The following is a 15,291-nucleotide window of genomic DNA, read 5'->3' as shown; positions in this document are numbered from 1 at the left end:
TCCGCCACGACACCTGCCCCTTCCGGAGCGTGCTCAACGGCCCCAGCGGAGCGCGGGGGTCTCGACCGGCGCGTCCCACAGCCGCAGCAGCTCCTCGTCGACCTGGCAGAGCGTCACCGAGCAGCCCGCCATGTCGAGCGAGGTCACATAGTTGCCGACGAGGGTACGGGCCACCACGACGCCGCGTTCGTCCAGGACCCGCCGGACCTCCGCGTTGAACCCGTACAGCTCCAGCAGCGGTGTCCCGCCCATCCCGTTGACCAGTACCAGGACCGGGCCGGTGGGCCGCAGGTCCGCCAGCACCACGTCCACGGCGTAGTCGGCGATCTCGCGCGCGGTCATCATGGCGCGCCGCTCGCGGCCGGGCTCGCCGTGGATGCCGATGCCCAGTTCGAGCTCGCCCTCGGGGAGGTCGAAGGTGGGGCTCCCCTTGGCGGGCGTGGTGACGGCGGTCAGCGCCACGCCGAAGCTCCGCGCGCGCTCGTTCACCTGCCGGCCGATCGCCTCGACCCGCTCCAGCGGCGCCCCCTCCTCGGCGGCCGCTCCTGCCAGCTTCTCGACGAACAGAGTCGCGCCGGTGCCGCGCCGCCCCGCCGTGTACAGGCTGTCCGTCACCGCCACATCGTCGTTGACCAGCACTTTCGCGACCTGGATACCCTCGTCCTCGGCCAGCTCGGCGGCCATGTCGAAGTTCAGGACGTCACCGGTGTAGTTCTTGACGACGAACAGGACCCCGGACCCGCTGTCGACGGCCGCCGCCGCCCGGACCATCTGGTCGGGCACGGGGGAGGTGAAGACCTCACCGGGGCAGGCGGCGGAGAGCATCCCGGGCCCGACGAACCCGCCGTGCAACGGCTCGTGCCCGGACCCGCCCCCGGAGACGAGGCCCACCTTGCCGGCGACCGGCGCGTCTCGCCGTACCACCACCCGGTTGTCCACGTCGACCGCGAGCCCGGGATGCGCGGCGGCGAGGCCCCGCAGCGCATCGGCGACCACGGTCTCGGGCACATTGATCAGCGACTTCAAGGGTGCCTCCCAGGTTGGTGAGCAGCCGCGCCTCCGACCGGCGTTTCCACAGGTCGGATCGCGTATGGATGCTTCGTGATCTTGGTTGTTCCCGGTGAGTCGGAGCGGGGCCCGGCGGAATTGAGGCCGACCTCGTACCGACCATGCCTGATGAGTGGTCAGCTTCCTGTGCGGCGGTACGGCGCGGCGATCGGCCGCCCAGCTCCAGTATCGATCGAACCCGACCAAGTGGCACGGCCTACGACGTGATCGCGGGGCGGGCCGCGTGCCGGTCCCCGGAGCCGGTCACCGGCCGCCTCGGAACAGGCCGGCCCGCCTCCGCTTGATAGGCAAGTGAGTGGTTGCCTATCCTGTGGTCGTGGCCGACGACCTGTTCAAAGCATTGGCCGACCCCACCCGCCGGACCATCCTCGACGAGCTCACGGAGAAGTCCGGACAGACGCTGTTCGAGATCTGCTCGCGGCTGAGCATGAAGCACCGGCTCGGCATCTCGCGCCAGGCGGTTTCCCAGCACCTCGCCGTGCTGGAGGCCGCCGGGCTCGTCGAGACCAGGCGGGAGGGCCGCTGCAAGTTCCACGACCTGAACACAGGTCCGCTGCGGCAGATCGCCGAGCGATGGCTCGTACCCGGCACGTCGGGACCGAAGGAGAGCGCCCCATGAAGATCCACTTGACCAGCGTCTTCGTCGACGACCAGGCCAAGGCCCTGCGCTTCTACACCGAGATCCTCGGCTTCGTGAAGAAGCACGACGTCCCGGTGGGCGAGAAGGACCGGTGGCTGACCCTCGTCTCGCCCGAGGAGCCCGGCGGTACCGAACTCCTCCTGGAACCCGCCGGCCACCCGATCGTCGCGACCTACCGCGACACGCTCGTCAAGGACGGCATCCCGCTCGCGCAGTTCGCCGTCGACGACGTCACGGCGGAGTACGAGCGCCTGCGCGGCCTCGGCGTGCGCTTCACCCAGGAGCCCCTGGACATGGGCCCCGTCACCACCGCCGTCTTCGACGACACCTGCGGCAACCTCATCCAGATCGCGAGCGCGGCGCAGTCGCGGTAGGCGGTCGGGCGGGGGCGGCCGCTCGCGGCCGGACGTCGGACCCGCTGATGCGCCGATCGCCGAGTGAGGTGCTGACACGCGGACAGGGCGGCGCATCGGGCCGCCCACTCAGGGAAGTGCCCACTCAGGGAAGGAAGTGACCCCGACGTGACCGATTCCGCTCGGGCGACTGCCGAGGAGGTCACCGCCGCCCTGGACGACGTGGCGGCTCTCGGCGGCTTCTTCGTCCTGCCCACAGGCGGCCGGGACGAGGGCTGGCACCCCGTCGGCGACTCCTACGCGCGCGGATTCACCGACCTGGCCGAGGCCGTCACCCACCGGTACCGCGCACGGGAACCGAGAGTCGGCGTGTCCGTCGCCCATCTCGGGCACGCGGCACGCCTGTGGTCGCCCGCCCTGGCCTGTGTGGCTCTGCACGGGATCGTCCCGGACCTGGGCGGCCTGCAGCGGGCCGACGACGGACCGGCGCTCCGCCTGCCCCGCCCCGCCGGCTGGCACACCGACCGGCTGCCCGACCCCGCCCTCGTTCTCAGCGAGCAGGTGACGCGTCAACTGCGGGAGTTCGCGGCCGGGCTCCGCGTCAAGATCGCCCCGCGCCTGCTGGACGGGAACGCCGCCTCCGCGCTCGTCGGCGCTGCGCACGTCCTTTTGACGGCCCGTCCCGGCCTGCGCGAGCCGCTCACCGGCCTCACGGTCGAACTGCTGAACATCGGACGGCTGGTCGGGACCGGACGTCTCACCGGACCGGATCTCACCTTCCGCCGCCGCAGCTGCTGCCTCTACTACCGCGCACCGGACGGCACGAAGTGCGGCGACTGCTGCCTGGCCGGACGGGACGTACGGTCCTCACCCAAACGGCGTTGACGAGGTCCCCGGGGGCGCGGAACAGAGGAGGCGACCCGGTCGAGGACGCGTACGACGTGGCCCGTCCGTGCGGGCCGGCCGGGGGAGCGCCTGCCGCGATGAGTTCCGGCCGGGTCGGGAGTCTGCTCAGTGGAGCGTCGTATGGACGTCGTACGACGCCGCCCGGCACGAGACACCACGGAGGACACCATGACGACCACGCCGGAGGAACCGACCCCCACGCCGCCCGGCCGGCCGCCCGTCGTCGACCTGGCCACCTGGCAGACCGCCCGTGAGGAACTCCTGGTCCGCGAGAAGGCCCACACCCGCGAGGGCGACGCCCTGGCGGCGGCCCGCCGCCGGCTGCCGATGGTGGAGTTCGACGGGACGGTCGAGGTCGTCGGACCCGACGGCCCGGTCCCGTTCCTGGACCTGTTCCAGGGCCGTGACGAGCTCGCGGTCTACAAGCACATGTGGTACGACGGCGCGCCGCACCAGGGGCAGTGCGAGGGCTGCACCACCACGGCCTGGCACCTGAAGGACGCCGCCGTCTACCTCAACGCCCGTGGCGTCTCGTCCGCCGTCCTGACCACGGGCCGGTGGGACGAGGTGGCCTCCTACGTCGAGTTCATGGGCTACACCCAGCCCTGGTACTCGGTGCGCGACGTGGAGGCGCCGGTCGGCGGCCCCATGGGGTACCTCGTCTGTTTCCTGCGCGACGCCGACCGCGTGTTCCTCACGTACTCCACGACGGGCCGTGGCAACGAACCGGTCAACGGGTCCCTGGGCCTGCTCGACATGACGCCCTACGGCCGCGGCGAGGCGTGGGAGGACAACCCCCGGGGCCGGCCCGAGGGGCGCGGCGCGTGCTGGTACTGGCGCTCGGACGCGGACGGGAACGCCACCTGGGGCCCGACCAGCCGCCCCGTGCCGCAGTGGACCCGCCCCGGCGCGACCCCCGTGGAGACCCTCGGCCGGCACGGCCACCACCACTGACGCGTCTTCGCCGACGGCGTCGGCGAAAGGCCTCGGGCGGGTCAGCGCAGTGGGGAGATGGAGGTGGGCAGGGCGATCGTGGATGTGGCGTGGGCGATGTTCTCCGGGCCGTTCTCCGGGGGCCAGATCCCGCGCTCGTAGGAGTCCCGGCGGATCTCCAGCCGGGCGTCGAGGCCGGGGAAGGGCCAGATGTGCGTGATACGGGGGACGCCGTCCAGGCCGTACATGGCCGTCGTCAGCGGGTACAGGCGGGTGCGCTCCGGCACCGCGGCCTCCCACCCGGCCATCGTGGGGACGAGACCCCCGACCTTGAGGTGGTAGGTGCGGAACTCGTACACGGAGCCGTACCGACCCGGCTCGACCGGTGGCAGGAAGGCGAACGGGGCGTAGCTTTCCACCTGGTAGGCGGTCAGGTGCTCACCGATGCCGAACGGGTCGGGGTCGGCGAGAACGCGCCGCCGCTCCTCCGCGAGTTCCTCGGCGCTCTCGAAGCCGCGCAGGAGGATCAGCTGCCCGACGATGACACCGTGTTCCGGCTCCCAGCAGCCGAGCAGCCGACCGCCGGTGCTCTCGCTCGTCGTGTAGGCCTCCAATGCGGGCAAGGCCGTCGGGATCGAGCGCAGCTTGAGCGAGAGGGTCGCGAGTTCGTAGAGCACGGTAGGTCTCCCAACTGGTGTCGGTGCCGCCGCTCACACGTCGGGCGGGCTCTTTGTCCCGGCTCCGGTGATCGTCCGGCGCTGCATCGTCTCACCAAGGCGTGGAACCACCAGGGTCCGCGACGTTGAAACCACGGACCCGGTCGATGGCTGAAAATTAAATCAGTCGCTTGACTTAGCTCGGTCGGTCGGGTTACCTGAAGGCGGGTCGACGGCCGGACCGGAGGAGGTTCGCATGGATTCGAACGACGGCGCGCGGGTGTGGTGACCATGGCCGGCGGAACCGTACGGGCCGAACAGGTGAGCGCCACCCGGGAGCTGCTCCTGACGGCCGCGGAACGGCTGTTCGCCGAGCGCGGCGTGTACGCGGTGTCCAACCGGCAGGTCAGCGAGGCCGCGGGGCAGGGCAACAACGCCGCGGTCGGCTACCACTTCGGCACCAAGGCCGATCTGGTACGAGCCGTCGTGCGCAGGCACGCCGAACCCATCGAGCGACGGCGCGTCAGGTCCGTGGCGCGGATCGGCGACTCCGTCGAGCTGCGGGACTGGGTGGCCTGCCTGGTACGCCCGACCCATGAGCATCTGGCGGCACTGGGCAGCCCCACCTGGTACGGGCGCTTCTGTGCCCAGGTGCTGACCGACCCCGCGCTGCGCCAGATCATGTTCGAGGAGTCGCTCGCCTCCCCGTCGCTCCAGAGAACCGTTGAGGGCCTGCGCCGCTGCCTGCCGGACCTGCCGGCCGAGGTGGGTGCCGAACGCGCCGCCATGGCACGCCAGTTGCTCGTCCACACGACCGCCGAACGGGAACACGCGCTCGCCGAGAGTACCCACACACCCTGGTCCAACTGGCACGACGCCGCTTCCGGCCTGATCGACGCGATGGTCGGAATGTGGCTGGCGCCCGTCACACGTGACCGTGTGGCGAAGGACGACTGAGGAGAACCGATGACGAATCGAGGAACCGGCATGACCAGCACAGCGAACCCGGCGGACGAGCGCACGGCCCGGATCCCGGAGTTCCCGATGGCCAGGGCCGCGAAGTGCCCCTTCGATCCGCCTCCGGCGCTGCGGGACGAGCAGCGGGAAGGGCCGCTCAGGAAGGTCCGGCTGTGGGACGGCAGCACGCCGTGGCTGGTGACCCGGTACTCCGAACAGAGGGCGCTGCTGGGGGACGCGCGGGTCAGCTCCGAGGTCACCCGGCCGGGCTTCCCGAACCAGGCGCCGGTCAAGAGCGGGAGCACCGGCCTGAGTTTCATCACGATGGACGACCCGGAGCACTCCCGGCAGCGGCGCATGGTGACGGCTCCGTTCGCGATCAAACGGGTGGACGCGCTGCGGCCCGCCGTGCAGAAGATCGTCGACGACCTGATCGACACCATGCTCGCCGGTCCCAACCCGGTGGACCTGGTGGAGGCGTTCGCCCTGCCCGTGCCCTCGCTGGTGATCTGCGAACTGCTCGGTGTGCCGTACGCCGACCACGACTTCTTCCAGTCCAACAGCAGGGTCCTCATCACGCGCGACGTGGACCCCGAGGAGCGGTGGGGCGCCATGAAGCGGCTGACCGACTACCTGGACGAGCTGCTGGGCGAGAAGATCGCCCACCCCGCCGACGACCTCCTCTCCGGGCTGGTCCCGCGGATCGAAACGGGCGAACTGACCCGTAACGGGGCGGCCCAGATGGGGGTGCTGCTTCTGCTCGCCGGCCACGAGACCACCGCGAACATGATCGCGCTCGGCACCCTCGCCCTCCTGGAACACCCCGACCAGCTCGCTCTGCTGCGGGAGACCGACGACCCGAAGCTGGTCGCCTCGGCGGTGGAGGAACTGCTGCGCTACCTCAACATCACGCACGGCGGGCGGCGCCGGCTGGCGCTGGAGGACATCGAGATCTCCGGGGAGACCATCCGCGCGGGCGAGGGGATCATCGTGCCCAACGAAATCGGGAACCGGGACCCCGAGGTCTTCGCCGACCCCGACCGGCTGGACCTCCGGCGAGACGCCCGTCGCCATGTGGCCTTCGGTTTCGGTGTGCACCAGTGTCTGGGCCAGCCGCTGGCCCGGATGGAGCTCCAGGTCGTCTACAGCACGCTCTACCGCCGGATCCCCACCCTGCGGTTGGCCACCGGACTGGAGAAGATCCCGTTCAAGCACGACGGGTCCGTCTACGGTGTCTACGAGCTGCCGGTGGCCTGGTGAACCACCTCTGACGGCCGGACAAGGCCCTCGGTCCCGTACCCGAAGAAGAGCGAGAAGAAGGACAGAATATGCGTGTGGAATTGGACGAGCCGAAGTGTGTGGCGTCGGGGCAGTGTGTGATGGCGTCGCCGGAGGTGTTCGACCAGCGTGACGAGGACGGTGTCGCGGTCCTGCTGGAGGAGACACCCGGTGCCGAACTCCTGGACGGGGTCCGGGAAGCGGTGGCGATCTGTCCGGCGGCGGCGATCCGGCTGGTGGAGGGGTGACGCGGTACGTGATCGTGGGGGGATCGGCCGCCGGGCTCGCGGCGGCCGAGACCCTGCGCCGCGAGGGCTACGACGGCACACTCACCCTCATCGGCGACGAGTCGCGTCCGCCCTACGACCGGCCGCCGCTGTCCAAGCAGGTGCTGGCCGGTGAGTGGGACGCCGACCGGCTGCGCCTGCGCACCCCGGCCGACCTGGACGCGCTGGGCCTCGACCTGCGGCTGGGGGTGGCCGCTGCCGGGCTGGACACGGCGGGCCGTACGGTGCGGCTGGCGGACGGGACGTCGGTGGCCTACGACGGGCTGGTCGTGGCGACCGGGGTGCGTCCGCGCCGGCTGCCCGGCGAGGGCGCGCACGTTCTGCGAAGCCTGGACGACGCGCTCGCGCTGCGCGGGCGGCTGGCGGCGGGACGGCATCTGGTGGTGGTGGGGGCCGGGTTCCTCGGGGCAGAGGCCGCCGCCGTGGCGCGTGGGCTGGGTGCCCGGGTGACCCTGCTGGAGCCGGCTCCGGTGCCGCTGGCGCACGCTGTCGGCGAGGCGGTGGGCCGTGTGCTGTCGCGGGCCCATCTGGAGCACGGGGTGGATCTGCGGACCGGGGTCACCGTGGTGGAGGCGGGCGCCGGCGGGGTGCGGCTGGCGGACGGCACGGTGGTCGAGGCCGACGAGGTCCTGGTCGCGGCCGGTTCGCTGCCGAACACCGAGTGGCTCGACGGCAGCGGTCTGACGGTGGAGGACGGTGTGGTGTGCGACGCGTACTGCCGGGCCGCGCCGGGCGTGTACGCGGCCGGGGACGTCGCGCGCTGGCACAATCCGCTGTTCGGGGTGGCGATGCGGATCGAGCACCGGACGAACGCGGCCGAGCAGGGCATGGCCGCCGCCCGTAACCTGCTGCGGCCCGAGGCGAGCAAGCCGTTCGCGCCGGTGCCGTACTTCTGGTCGGACCAGTACGACATGAAGATCCAGGCCTATGGCTATCTGCGGGGCCACGACGAGGTGGGCGTGGCCGACGGGGACCTTTCCTCGGGCCGGTTCCTGGCCGTCTACCGCACCGGGGACCATGTGTCCGGGGCGCTCGCGGTCGGCATGCCGCCCAAGGCGATCCGCTCCTGGCGCCAGGCCATCACCACCCGCACCCCCTGGCACGACGCGATGGGAGCCGTTTCCGTGAACTGACCCGCCCCGCCGACAGAAAGACCGGCTCCCCTCGCCGCGCGAGGGGAGCCGGTCTTTCTGTTCCGTGGGGGCGCGCTCCCGCGCCCCCATACGGATCAGACGGGTTCGGCCTCCCGGCTGTCGGGCACGGTGGCCGTTATCACGGTCCCGTCCGGACGCCGGCTGCCGACGATGTCCCGCACGGTGGGCGCGCCGGCCAGCCGTGGCGTGGGCGCGAGCGCCACGGTCACCGGGGCCTGCGGCCCCACCGTGACCTCCTGCCCGCGCACGACGAGTGTGGCCTTGTCGCCGTCCTCCACGGTCAGGGTCAGCTCACCGTGCCGTATGTCGGCCCGTACCCGAGTGCCGCGCAGCGTCAGCCGGAAGGTCAGCTGCTCCCACTCCTCGGGCAGCCGGGGATCGAGCGTCACCGTCTCCCCGTGGTCGCGCATGCCGCCGAAGCCGTTGACGAGCGCCGTCCACACCCCGCCGGCCGACGCGACGTGCACCCCGTCGGAGCTGTTGCGGTGCAGGTCGGCCAGGTCGACGAAGAGGGAGGAGGTGAAGTACTTGATCGCCAGGTCCTGGTAGCCGACCTCGGAGGCGATCACCGACTGCCCGGCCGCCGACAGGGTCGAGTCGCCCGTCGTCAGCGGATCGTAGTAGTCGAAGTTGGCGCGTTTCTCCTCCGGGGTGAACTGGTCCCCCTGGAGGAACAGCGCCAGCACGACATCGGCCTGCTTGAGCACCTGGAACCGGTAGATCACCAGCGGGTGGTAGTGCAGCAGGAGCGGTCGCTTCTCCTCCGGCGTCTGGGACAGGTCCCACAGCTCCTTCTCCAGGAACTGCGCGTCCTGCGGATGCACCCCGAGATTGGCGTCGTAGGGGACGTGCATCCGGTCGGCGATCCTGCCCCACTCGACGACCTCGTCCTCCGTGAGGTTCAGTCGCGCGGTCATCCGGGCGTACTCCCGGGGATGGTCGTCGCGCAGTTTGCGGCTCGCCTCGGCGGCGGAGCGGAGGTTCGCCCGCGCCATCAGATTGGTGAACAGACTGTCGTTGACGACGGTCGTGTACTCGTCGGGCCCGGTCACCCCGTGGATGTGGAACGTGCCGGCGCCCGTGCCCCGCCAGAAGCCGAGGTCGGCCCACATACGGGCGGTCTCGACGAGGATGTCGATCGCCTCGCGGGCGAGGAACGCCTCGTCACCGGTGGCGTTGACGTACTGCCGGATGGCGTGGGCGATGTCCGCGTCGATGTGGTACTGCGCCGTCCCGGCCGCGTAGTAGGCGGACGCCTCCTGCCCGTTGATCGTGCGCCACGGGAACAGGGCGCCTTCCTGGTTGAGCTCGGCCGCCCGCTGCCGGGCCGCGTCCAGCATCAGGTACCGGAAGCGCAGCGCGCTGCGGGCCGTCTGCGGCGAGGTGTAGGTCAGGAACGGCAGCACATAGATCTCGGAGTCCCAGAAGTAGTGCCCCTCGTAGCCCGAGCCGGACACTCCCTTGGCCCCGATGCCGAGGCCGTCGGCGCGGGCCGTCGCCTGCGCCAGCTGGAACAGGTTCCACCGCACGGCCTGCTGAATCTCCGGCCGGCCCGCCACCGAGACATCGCTGCGTGCCCAGAAGTCGTCCAGCCAGGCGCGCTGGGACTCGAACTGCTTCTCGGCTCCCTCGGCGGCCGCCCGGTCGAGAGTACGGCGGCAGCGGTCGGCGAGTTCGAGGGCGGGGACGCCGCGCGAGGTGTGGTAGCTGACCACCTTGGTGACGACGATCGGCTTGCCCCGGCGTGCCCGCACCCGGTAGACGTGCTTGGCGACGTCCTCCTCGATGTGGCCGTGCTCCTCGTACTCGTTCTCGGTCTCGATCGTGTGGTCCGCGGCGCACGCCAGCGTCATCCCGGAGGACGTGCACCGGTAGCCCAGCACGTAGCGGCCGTCGCCGGAGTCCTGCGTGGTGGGCTGGAGCACCCGCCCGTCGAACCGCGGCGCCTTGCGGGGGTCGAACCCCTCGCCCAGCGCCGCCGAGGGCACGTCGTACTCGTCCTGGCCGTCCTGGCGGTTGAGGATCTGGCTGGAGAGCACGACGGGGGCGTCGGCGTCCAGCATGGTCACCTCGTAGGTGAGGACGGCCAGGTGGCGCTGGGTGAAGGAGACCATGCGCCGCGAGCGGATGTGCACGCGCTTGCCGGCGGGCGTGCACCACACCAGTTCACGGGAGAGCACTCCGTCGGCGAAGTCCAGAGTGCGCTCGTAGGACTCCAGGTCGGCGACCGACAGCAGCAGCGGCTCGTCGTCCACGTACAGCCGCAGGACCTTGGCGTCGGGGGCGTTGACGATCGTCTGGCCGACCCGGGCGAAGCCGAACGCCTCCTCGGCGTGCCGGATGGACCACGTCTCGTGGAAGCCGTTGACGAAGGTGCCGTGGCTGTGGCTCTCCCGGCCCTCCTCCGCGTTGCCGCGCAGGCCGAGGTAGCCGTTGCCGACGGCGAACAGGGTCTCGGTACGCCCGAGGTCGGCGGCGTCGTAGATGACCTCCCGGAGCCGCCATTCGTCGGCCGGGTACCGGTTACGGTCGAGGGGATCGCTGCTGGCGGATGGTGCGAAGTTCATGAACGCTGCTCATCGGACTCGTCGTTGCACAGGAGAAGGGCGTCGAGGTCGTCCACGACCTGGTGCGCGCCCGCTTCGGTCAGCGCCTCGGGGCCGGCGCCCCGGTCGACGCCGACTACCAGGACGAAGCCGCCCTTGCGGCCCGCGGTGACGCCCGACTCGGCGTCCTCCAGCACGGCCGCCCGCTCGGCCGGGACGCCCAGTTCCTCGGCCGCGTACAGGAAGGTGGCGGGGTCCGGCTTGCCCGGCAGCCCTCGCTCCGCGGCGGTGACGCCGTCCACCACCAGGGCGAACCGGTCCGCCAGCCCGGCGGCTTCGAGGACGGGCCGCGCGTTGCGCGAGCTCGACACGACGGCGATCCGGCGGCCGGCCGCGACGAGCGCGTCGATCAGCCGTACCGAACCGGGGTACGCCGTGACGCCCTCGGTCCGCAGCACCTCGTTGAACAGAGAGTTCTTGCGGTTGCCCAGACCGCACACCGTCGCGGCGTCCGGCGGGTCGGACGGGTCGCCGTACGGCAGGCTCAGCCCGCGGGAGACGAGCAGCGCCCGCACTCCCTCGTACCGCGGCTTGCCGTCGATGTGCGCGAAGTAGTCGCGGTCGGTGTACGGCGGCTCGACACGGCGTTCGGCGAGGAACGGGGTGAACAGCTCGGACCAGGCGCGCATATGCACGAGCGAGGTGGGAGTGATGACTCCGTCGAGGTCGAACAGGACGGCGTCGACCTCCCCGAGGCACCTGGCCAACTGTCCTTCGGCGGGCGGCGCGGTTCCCAAACTTCTCTCCTTGGTGCCGTGTTGCGCTGTGTCACGCGACGAGCGTTTTGGTGCGGTGTTACAACTGCGTGTCGCTTGGATCAACGTACCGTCTTGACCCCGCCCCGGCGTACCACGACGGAATCCCAAGTGGCCGCGCCCGGAGCGGGTTCGGCGCCGGCGTGCGCTCGTGGCGGACCGGCGTCCGGGAAGAAGGCGGGGGCCGGGGCCCCACGGGTGGTCGCCTCCCCCCCGGCGGACCGGACCGGCCGGGGCGCGCGCCCCGGGTCTGTCACGGTACTGCGGTGGGCGGACGCCCCGTCAAGCGTCGTCCGGCCGGGGCCGTCCCTCCAACAGGCCGACGAAGGCACGGAACGCGGCCGCCATGTCGACGGACTCCGGGTCGTGCAGCCACTGCACCTGGAGTCCGTCCATCACGGCGATCAGCAGGGGAGCGGCCTGCTCGGGGGTGAGACCGCTCGGGAGTTCGTCGCCGTACTCCGCCCGCAGCGACATCGCGGCCCGGGCGCGGACCGTGCCGTAGCGGTCCCGGAAGAAGGGGCGCGCCGGATGGTCCTCGGTGACGCTGTCGCCGGCCAGCGCGGTGAAGACCTGGACGACGCCGGGGCGGGTCGCGTTGTACTCGACGAGGCTCGCCAGCATCTCCAGCGGCCAGGCCGTCGTGGACAGCAGCGCGGCGGAGGCCATGTCCCACTGGTCCCGCGCCTCCAGCACGGCGGTCAGCAGCGCGTCCTTGGACGGGAAGTGGTGGAGCAGGCCCTGTTGGGTCAGGCCCACGCGCTCCGCCACGGCGGCCATGGAGGCGCCCCGGTAACCGCGTTCGGCGATCACTTCGAGGGCGGCCTGCACGATCTCGGCGCGCCGGTCCTCGCTCCGCGCCGTGCGGCCACCGCTGAGGGTCCGCGTGAGCCGGGTGGCCGTGCCCCCGCCCTCGTCGCCGGGGTCGTCCGTCGTCATGCCGGTGAGCCTAACGTGCGGAGGGCGTCCGTGCGGACGACGAGGTAACGAGTGTGTTACTTGGCCTGCCCATCTACAGACGGGGCCGGTTCCGTGGCCGGTCCGACCGCACGCCGTCGGCCGGCGGTACGGAGTTCTCTGGTCCTCCCGTCCTTGTCGTCCCCGTCATCGTGCCCGGCGAGGCGGGTGCGCGCGGGAGGGGGTCCGTCGGCCATCCGGTCGAACGGGTGTACGCGCGTCGAGGAGGCGCGGGCGGGGTTAATCTGGCCGGGTAGCCCACTGTCGGGACGCAGCCCATGAACGAACGAGAACGTCCTCGCGGCAGGAGAGCCCCCGCTCCCGCCCCGGACGGTCGCGCCAACGCCCGCATCTCGATCGATGCCGCGGGGGTCGTCACCGCCTGGAACGAAGGCGCCGAGCGCCTGCTGGGACACCCCGCGCACGAGGCCGTGGGGCGCCCCGCCACGGCGTTCCTGGCCGAGGGTGCCTCCTGCGACGTCCCCCGCGACACACCCCCCGGTACGCCGTGGAGCGGCTGGACGGACCTGCGGCACCGGGACGGCGCCCGGGTCCGGGCCCGCCTGGTGGTCCACCACCGGGCCGCGGAGGACGGTGCCGCCGCCGACTGGCTCGTCTGCGTCGCCCTGGAAGGGACCGCCCGGGCGCCCGGCGACGCCCGTCTGGAGCAGTGGGCGTACGGCCAGTCCCCGTGCGCGGTCGCCGTATACGACCTGGACGGGCGGCTGCGCAGCGCCAACCGGGAGATGGAACGCGTCATGGGGCTGACGGAGGACGAGGTCCGAGGGCTGCGGCTGTCCGAGATCGGTGGAAAACGGAAGAGCCGCGAACTGGAGGAGCAGCTCGACCGCGCGCTGGCCGACGGGGCCCGGCGCGGTGTACGGACCTTCATGCGGACGGGCGGCGAGGCGAACGAGCACGACTGGTCCGTCCGGTTCGCCCCGCTGCGGGACGATGACGGGGAGGTGCACGGGGTGTGCCTCGCCGCCTTCGACATCACCGAGCAGGCGCTGGCGCGCCGGCGGCTGCTGCTCGTGAACGACGCGTCCGTCCGGATCGGCAGCACCCTGGACGTGACCCGGACCGCCGAGGAACTGGCCGAGGTCTGCGTCCCGCACCTCGCCGACTTCGTGAGCGTGGACCTGCTCGAACCGGTGGCCCAGGGCGCCGAGGCACCCGTCGGCCCGGTCGACGGCACCGTACCCCTGTGCCGCGTGGCGCACCGCTCACGCCGGGAAGGGGCCCCCGAGGCCCAGGTGGCCGTAGGCGCCATCAGGTCCTACGGAGCCTTCGCCCCGCAGGCGGCCTGTCTGGCGTCCGGGCGCCCGGTCGTCCACCGCCACACCGACCCCGAAGTCCGCCGATGGGCCGAGCACGAGCCGGAACAGCACCGCCGCGCCGTCGCGTTGGGCTTCCGCTCGATCATGGCCGTGCCGCTCGGAGCACGGGGCGGGACGCTCGGCGTGGTGGTGTTCTCCCGCTTCGGACGCCCCGACCCCTTCGTGCCCGACGATGTGCTGCTGGCCGAGGAGATCACCGCGCGCGCGGCCGTGTGCATCGACAACGCGCGCCGTTTCACGCACGAGCGCGACACGGCGATCACGCTCCAGCGCAGCCTCCTGCCGCACGGGGCGGTGCGGCCGTCCGCGGTGGACGTCGCCCACCGGTACCTGCCCGCCTCCCCGGAGGCCGGGGTCGGCGGCGACTGGTTCGACGTCATCCCGCTCTCCGGCGCGCGCGTCGCCCTGGTCGTCGGTGACGTGGTGGGCCACGGCGTCCAGGCGTCGGCCACTATGGGCCGGCTGCGTACGGCGGTACGGACGCTCGCCGACGTGGACCTGCCCCCGGACGAACTGCTCACCCACCTCGACGACCTCGTCATCCGCCTGTCGAGCGAGCAGCACACCGACTCGCCGGTGCAGGAATCCGGCGCCACCTGCCTCTACGCGGTCTACGACCCCATCTCGCGGCACTGCACCATGGCCTCGGCGGGACATCCGCCCCCGGTCGTGGTCGGTCCGGACCGGGCGCCGGTGGCCGTCGACCTGGTGGCCGGCCCGCCGCTCGGGGTGGGGGGACTGCCCTTCGAGACGACGGTGTGCGTGCTGCCCGAGGGCAGCACGCTCGCCCTCTACACCGACGGCCTGGTCGAGAGCCGTGAACGGGACTTCGAGGAAGGGCACCGGCTGCTGCGCGAGACGGCCACCCGGCCGACGGGCTCGCTCGAGGAGCTGGCCGACACCCTCGTACGCGCCCTGGTCCCCGACGAGGGAGCCTCCGACGACGCGGCGCTCCTGCTCGCCCGCACTCAGGTGCTGGACCCGGCGCACACGGCCACCTGGAGCGTCAGCGCCGACCCCGCCCAGGTCGCCGACCTGCGCCACGAGGTCCTCGCGCAGTTGAGCGCGTGGAATCTCCAGGAGGCGTCCTTCGTCACCGAACTGGTCACCAGCGAGCTGGTGACCAACGCCATCCGGTACGCCGCCCCGCCGATCGAACTGCGTCTGGTCCTCGACCGGACCCTGATCTGCGAAGTCTCCGACTCCAGTGCCACCGCCCCGCATCTGCGGCGGGCCAAGAGCTTCGACGAAGGGGGACGCGGCCTGCTCCTGGTCGCCCAGGTCGCCGACCGGTGGGGCAGCAGACCCACCCCGGCGGGAAAGATCATCTGGGCCGAGCAGAACCTCACCGCGCCCCACTGAGGAGCCCGGCGCACGGTCCGCCCGCCCACGCGCCCGGGG

At 71.9% G+C, this 15,291-nt stretch carries 14 protein-coding genes; 9 read left to right on the top strand and 5 right to left on the bottom strand.

Annotation, left to right across the window (positions count from 1 at the left end):
- Positions 1-33 precede the first annotated feature (33 nt).
- Entirely contained in the window at positions 34-1,026 is a 993-nt protein-coding gene (dhaK, locus tag IG02_RS0101205) for a dihydroxyacetone kinase subunit DhaK (protein WP_030740455.1), read from the bottom strand.
- Positions 1,027-1,384: 358 nt separating this feature from the next.
- On the opposite strand from dhaK, the gene IG02_RS0101200 reads away from it, so the two are divergent.
- From IG02_RS0101200 to IG02_RS0101185, 4 genes are all read left to right on the top strand, one after another.
- Positions 1,385-1,687, top strand: a complete 303-nt coding sequence (locus IG02_RS0101200; protein WP_030740450.1) for an ArsR/SmtB family transcription factor — start codon at positions 1,385-1,387, stop codon at positions 1,685-1,687.
- Positions 1,684-2,082, top strand: a complete 399-nt coding sequence (locus tag IG02_RS0101195; protein WP_030740444.1) for a VOC family protein — start codon at positions 1,684-1,686, stop codon at positions 2,080-2,082. Before IG02_RS0101200 ends, IG02_RS0101195 begins: the two co-directional genes overlap by 4 nt.
- 147 nt (positions 2,083-2,229) lie before the next feature.
- Complete coding sequence (locus tag IG02_RS0101190) at positions 2,230-2,946, top strand: (2Fe-2S)-binding protein (protein ID WP_030740442.1); 717 nt, start codon at positions 2,230-2,232, stop codon at positions 2,944-2,946.
- Between the two features lie 189 nt (positions 2,947-3,135).
- A complete protein-coding gene (locus IG02_RS0101185; RefSeq protein ID WP_030740441.1) occupies positions 3,136-3,921 on the top strand; it encodes a DUF899 family protein in 786 nt (261 codons plus the stop codon).
- A gap of 41 nt (positions 3,922-3,962) precedes the next feature.
- Here IG02_RS0101185 and IG02_RS0101180 read toward each other — a convergent pair whose 3' ends face one another.
- Positions 3,963-4,577 carry an NIPSNAP family protein gene (locus tag IG02_RS0101180; protein WP_030740435.1) on the bottom strand — a complete coding sequence of 205 codons (615 nt, stop codon included), beginning with the start codon at positions 4,575-4,577 and terminating at the stop codon, positions 3,963-3,965.
- A 270-nt stretch (positions 4,578-4,847) separates the two neighbouring features.
- Between IG02_RS0101180 and IG02_RS0101175 the strand changes: the two genes are divergently transcribed.
- From IG02_RS0101175 to IG02_RS0101160, 4 genes are all read left to right on the top strand, one after another.
- On the top strand, positions 4,848-5,513 hold the full coding sequence (locus IG02_RS0101175) for a TetR/AcrR family transcriptional regulator (protein ID WP_037801973.1): 666 nt from the start codon (positions 4,848-4,850) through the stop codon (positions 5,511-5,513).
- Between the two features lie 30 nt (positions 5,514-5,543).
- Positions 5,544-6,773, top strand: a complete 1,230-nt coding sequence (locus IG02_RS0101170) for a cytochrome P450 (RefSeq protein WP_030740427.1) — start codon at positions 5,544-5,546, stop codon at positions 6,771-6,773.
- Positions 6,774-6,841: 68 nt separating this feature from the next.
- A complete protein-coding gene (locus IG02_RS0101165) occupies positions 6,842-7,039 on the top strand; it encodes a ferredoxin (RefSeq protein ID WP_030740425.1) in 198 nt (65 codons plus the stop codon).
- Complete coding sequence (locus IG02_RS0101160; protein ID WP_030740424.1) at positions 7,036-8,211, top strand: NAD(P)/FAD-dependent oxidoreductase; 1,176 nt, start codon at positions 7,036-7,038, stop codon at positions 8,209-8,211. Before IG02_RS0101165 ends, IG02_RS0101160 begins: the two co-directional genes overlap by 4 nt.
- Positions 8,212-8,306: 95 nt before the next feature.
- Here IG02_RS0101160 and IG02_RS0101155 read toward each other — a convergent pair whose 3' ends face one another.
- The 3 genes from IG02_RS0101155 to IG02_RS0101145 all read right to left on the bottom strand — a co-directional run bounded on the left by IG02_RS0101155 (position 8,307) and on the right by IG02_RS0101145 (position 12,532).
- Positions 8,307-10,799, bottom strand: a complete 2,493-nt coding sequence (locus IG02_RS0101155; RefSeq protein ID WP_030740422.1) for a glycoside hydrolase family 65 protein — start codon at positions 10,797-10,799, stop codon at positions 8,307-8,309.
- Entirely contained in the window at positions 10,796-11,575 is a 780-nt protein-coding gene (locus IG02_RS0101150) for an HAD family hydrolase (RefSeq protein ID WP_234314563.1), read from the bottom strand. The genes IG02_RS0101155 and IG02_RS0101150 overlap by 4 nt, the downstream gene beginning before the upstream one ends.
- A gap of 300 nt (positions 11,576-11,875) precedes the next feature.
- Entirely contained in the window at positions 11,876-12,532 is a 657-nt protein-coding gene (locus IG02_RS0101145; RefSeq protein WP_078854082.1) for a TetR/AcrR family transcriptional regulator, read from the bottom strand.
- A 296-nt stretch (positions 12,533-12,828) separates the two neighbouring features.
- On the opposite strand from IG02_RS0101145, the gene IG02_RS0101140 reads away from it, so the two are divergent.
- On the top strand, positions 12,829-15,252 hold the full coding sequence (locus tag IG02_RS0101140) for a SpoIIE family protein phosphatase (protein ID WP_051764266.1): 2,424 nt from the start codon (positions 12,829-12,831) through the stop codon (positions 15,250-15,252).
- The last annotated feature ends 39 nt before the right edge of the window (positions 15,253-15,291 follow it).

This window comes from Streptomyces sp. NRRL F-5135 (assembly GCF_000719775.1).
GTDB classification, from domain to species: Bacteria; Actinomycetota; Actinomycetes; order Streptomycetales; family Streptomycetaceae; genus Streptomyces; species Streptomyces hebeiensis.
This window is presented reverse-complemented; position numbering and strand designations above follow the sequence as displayed.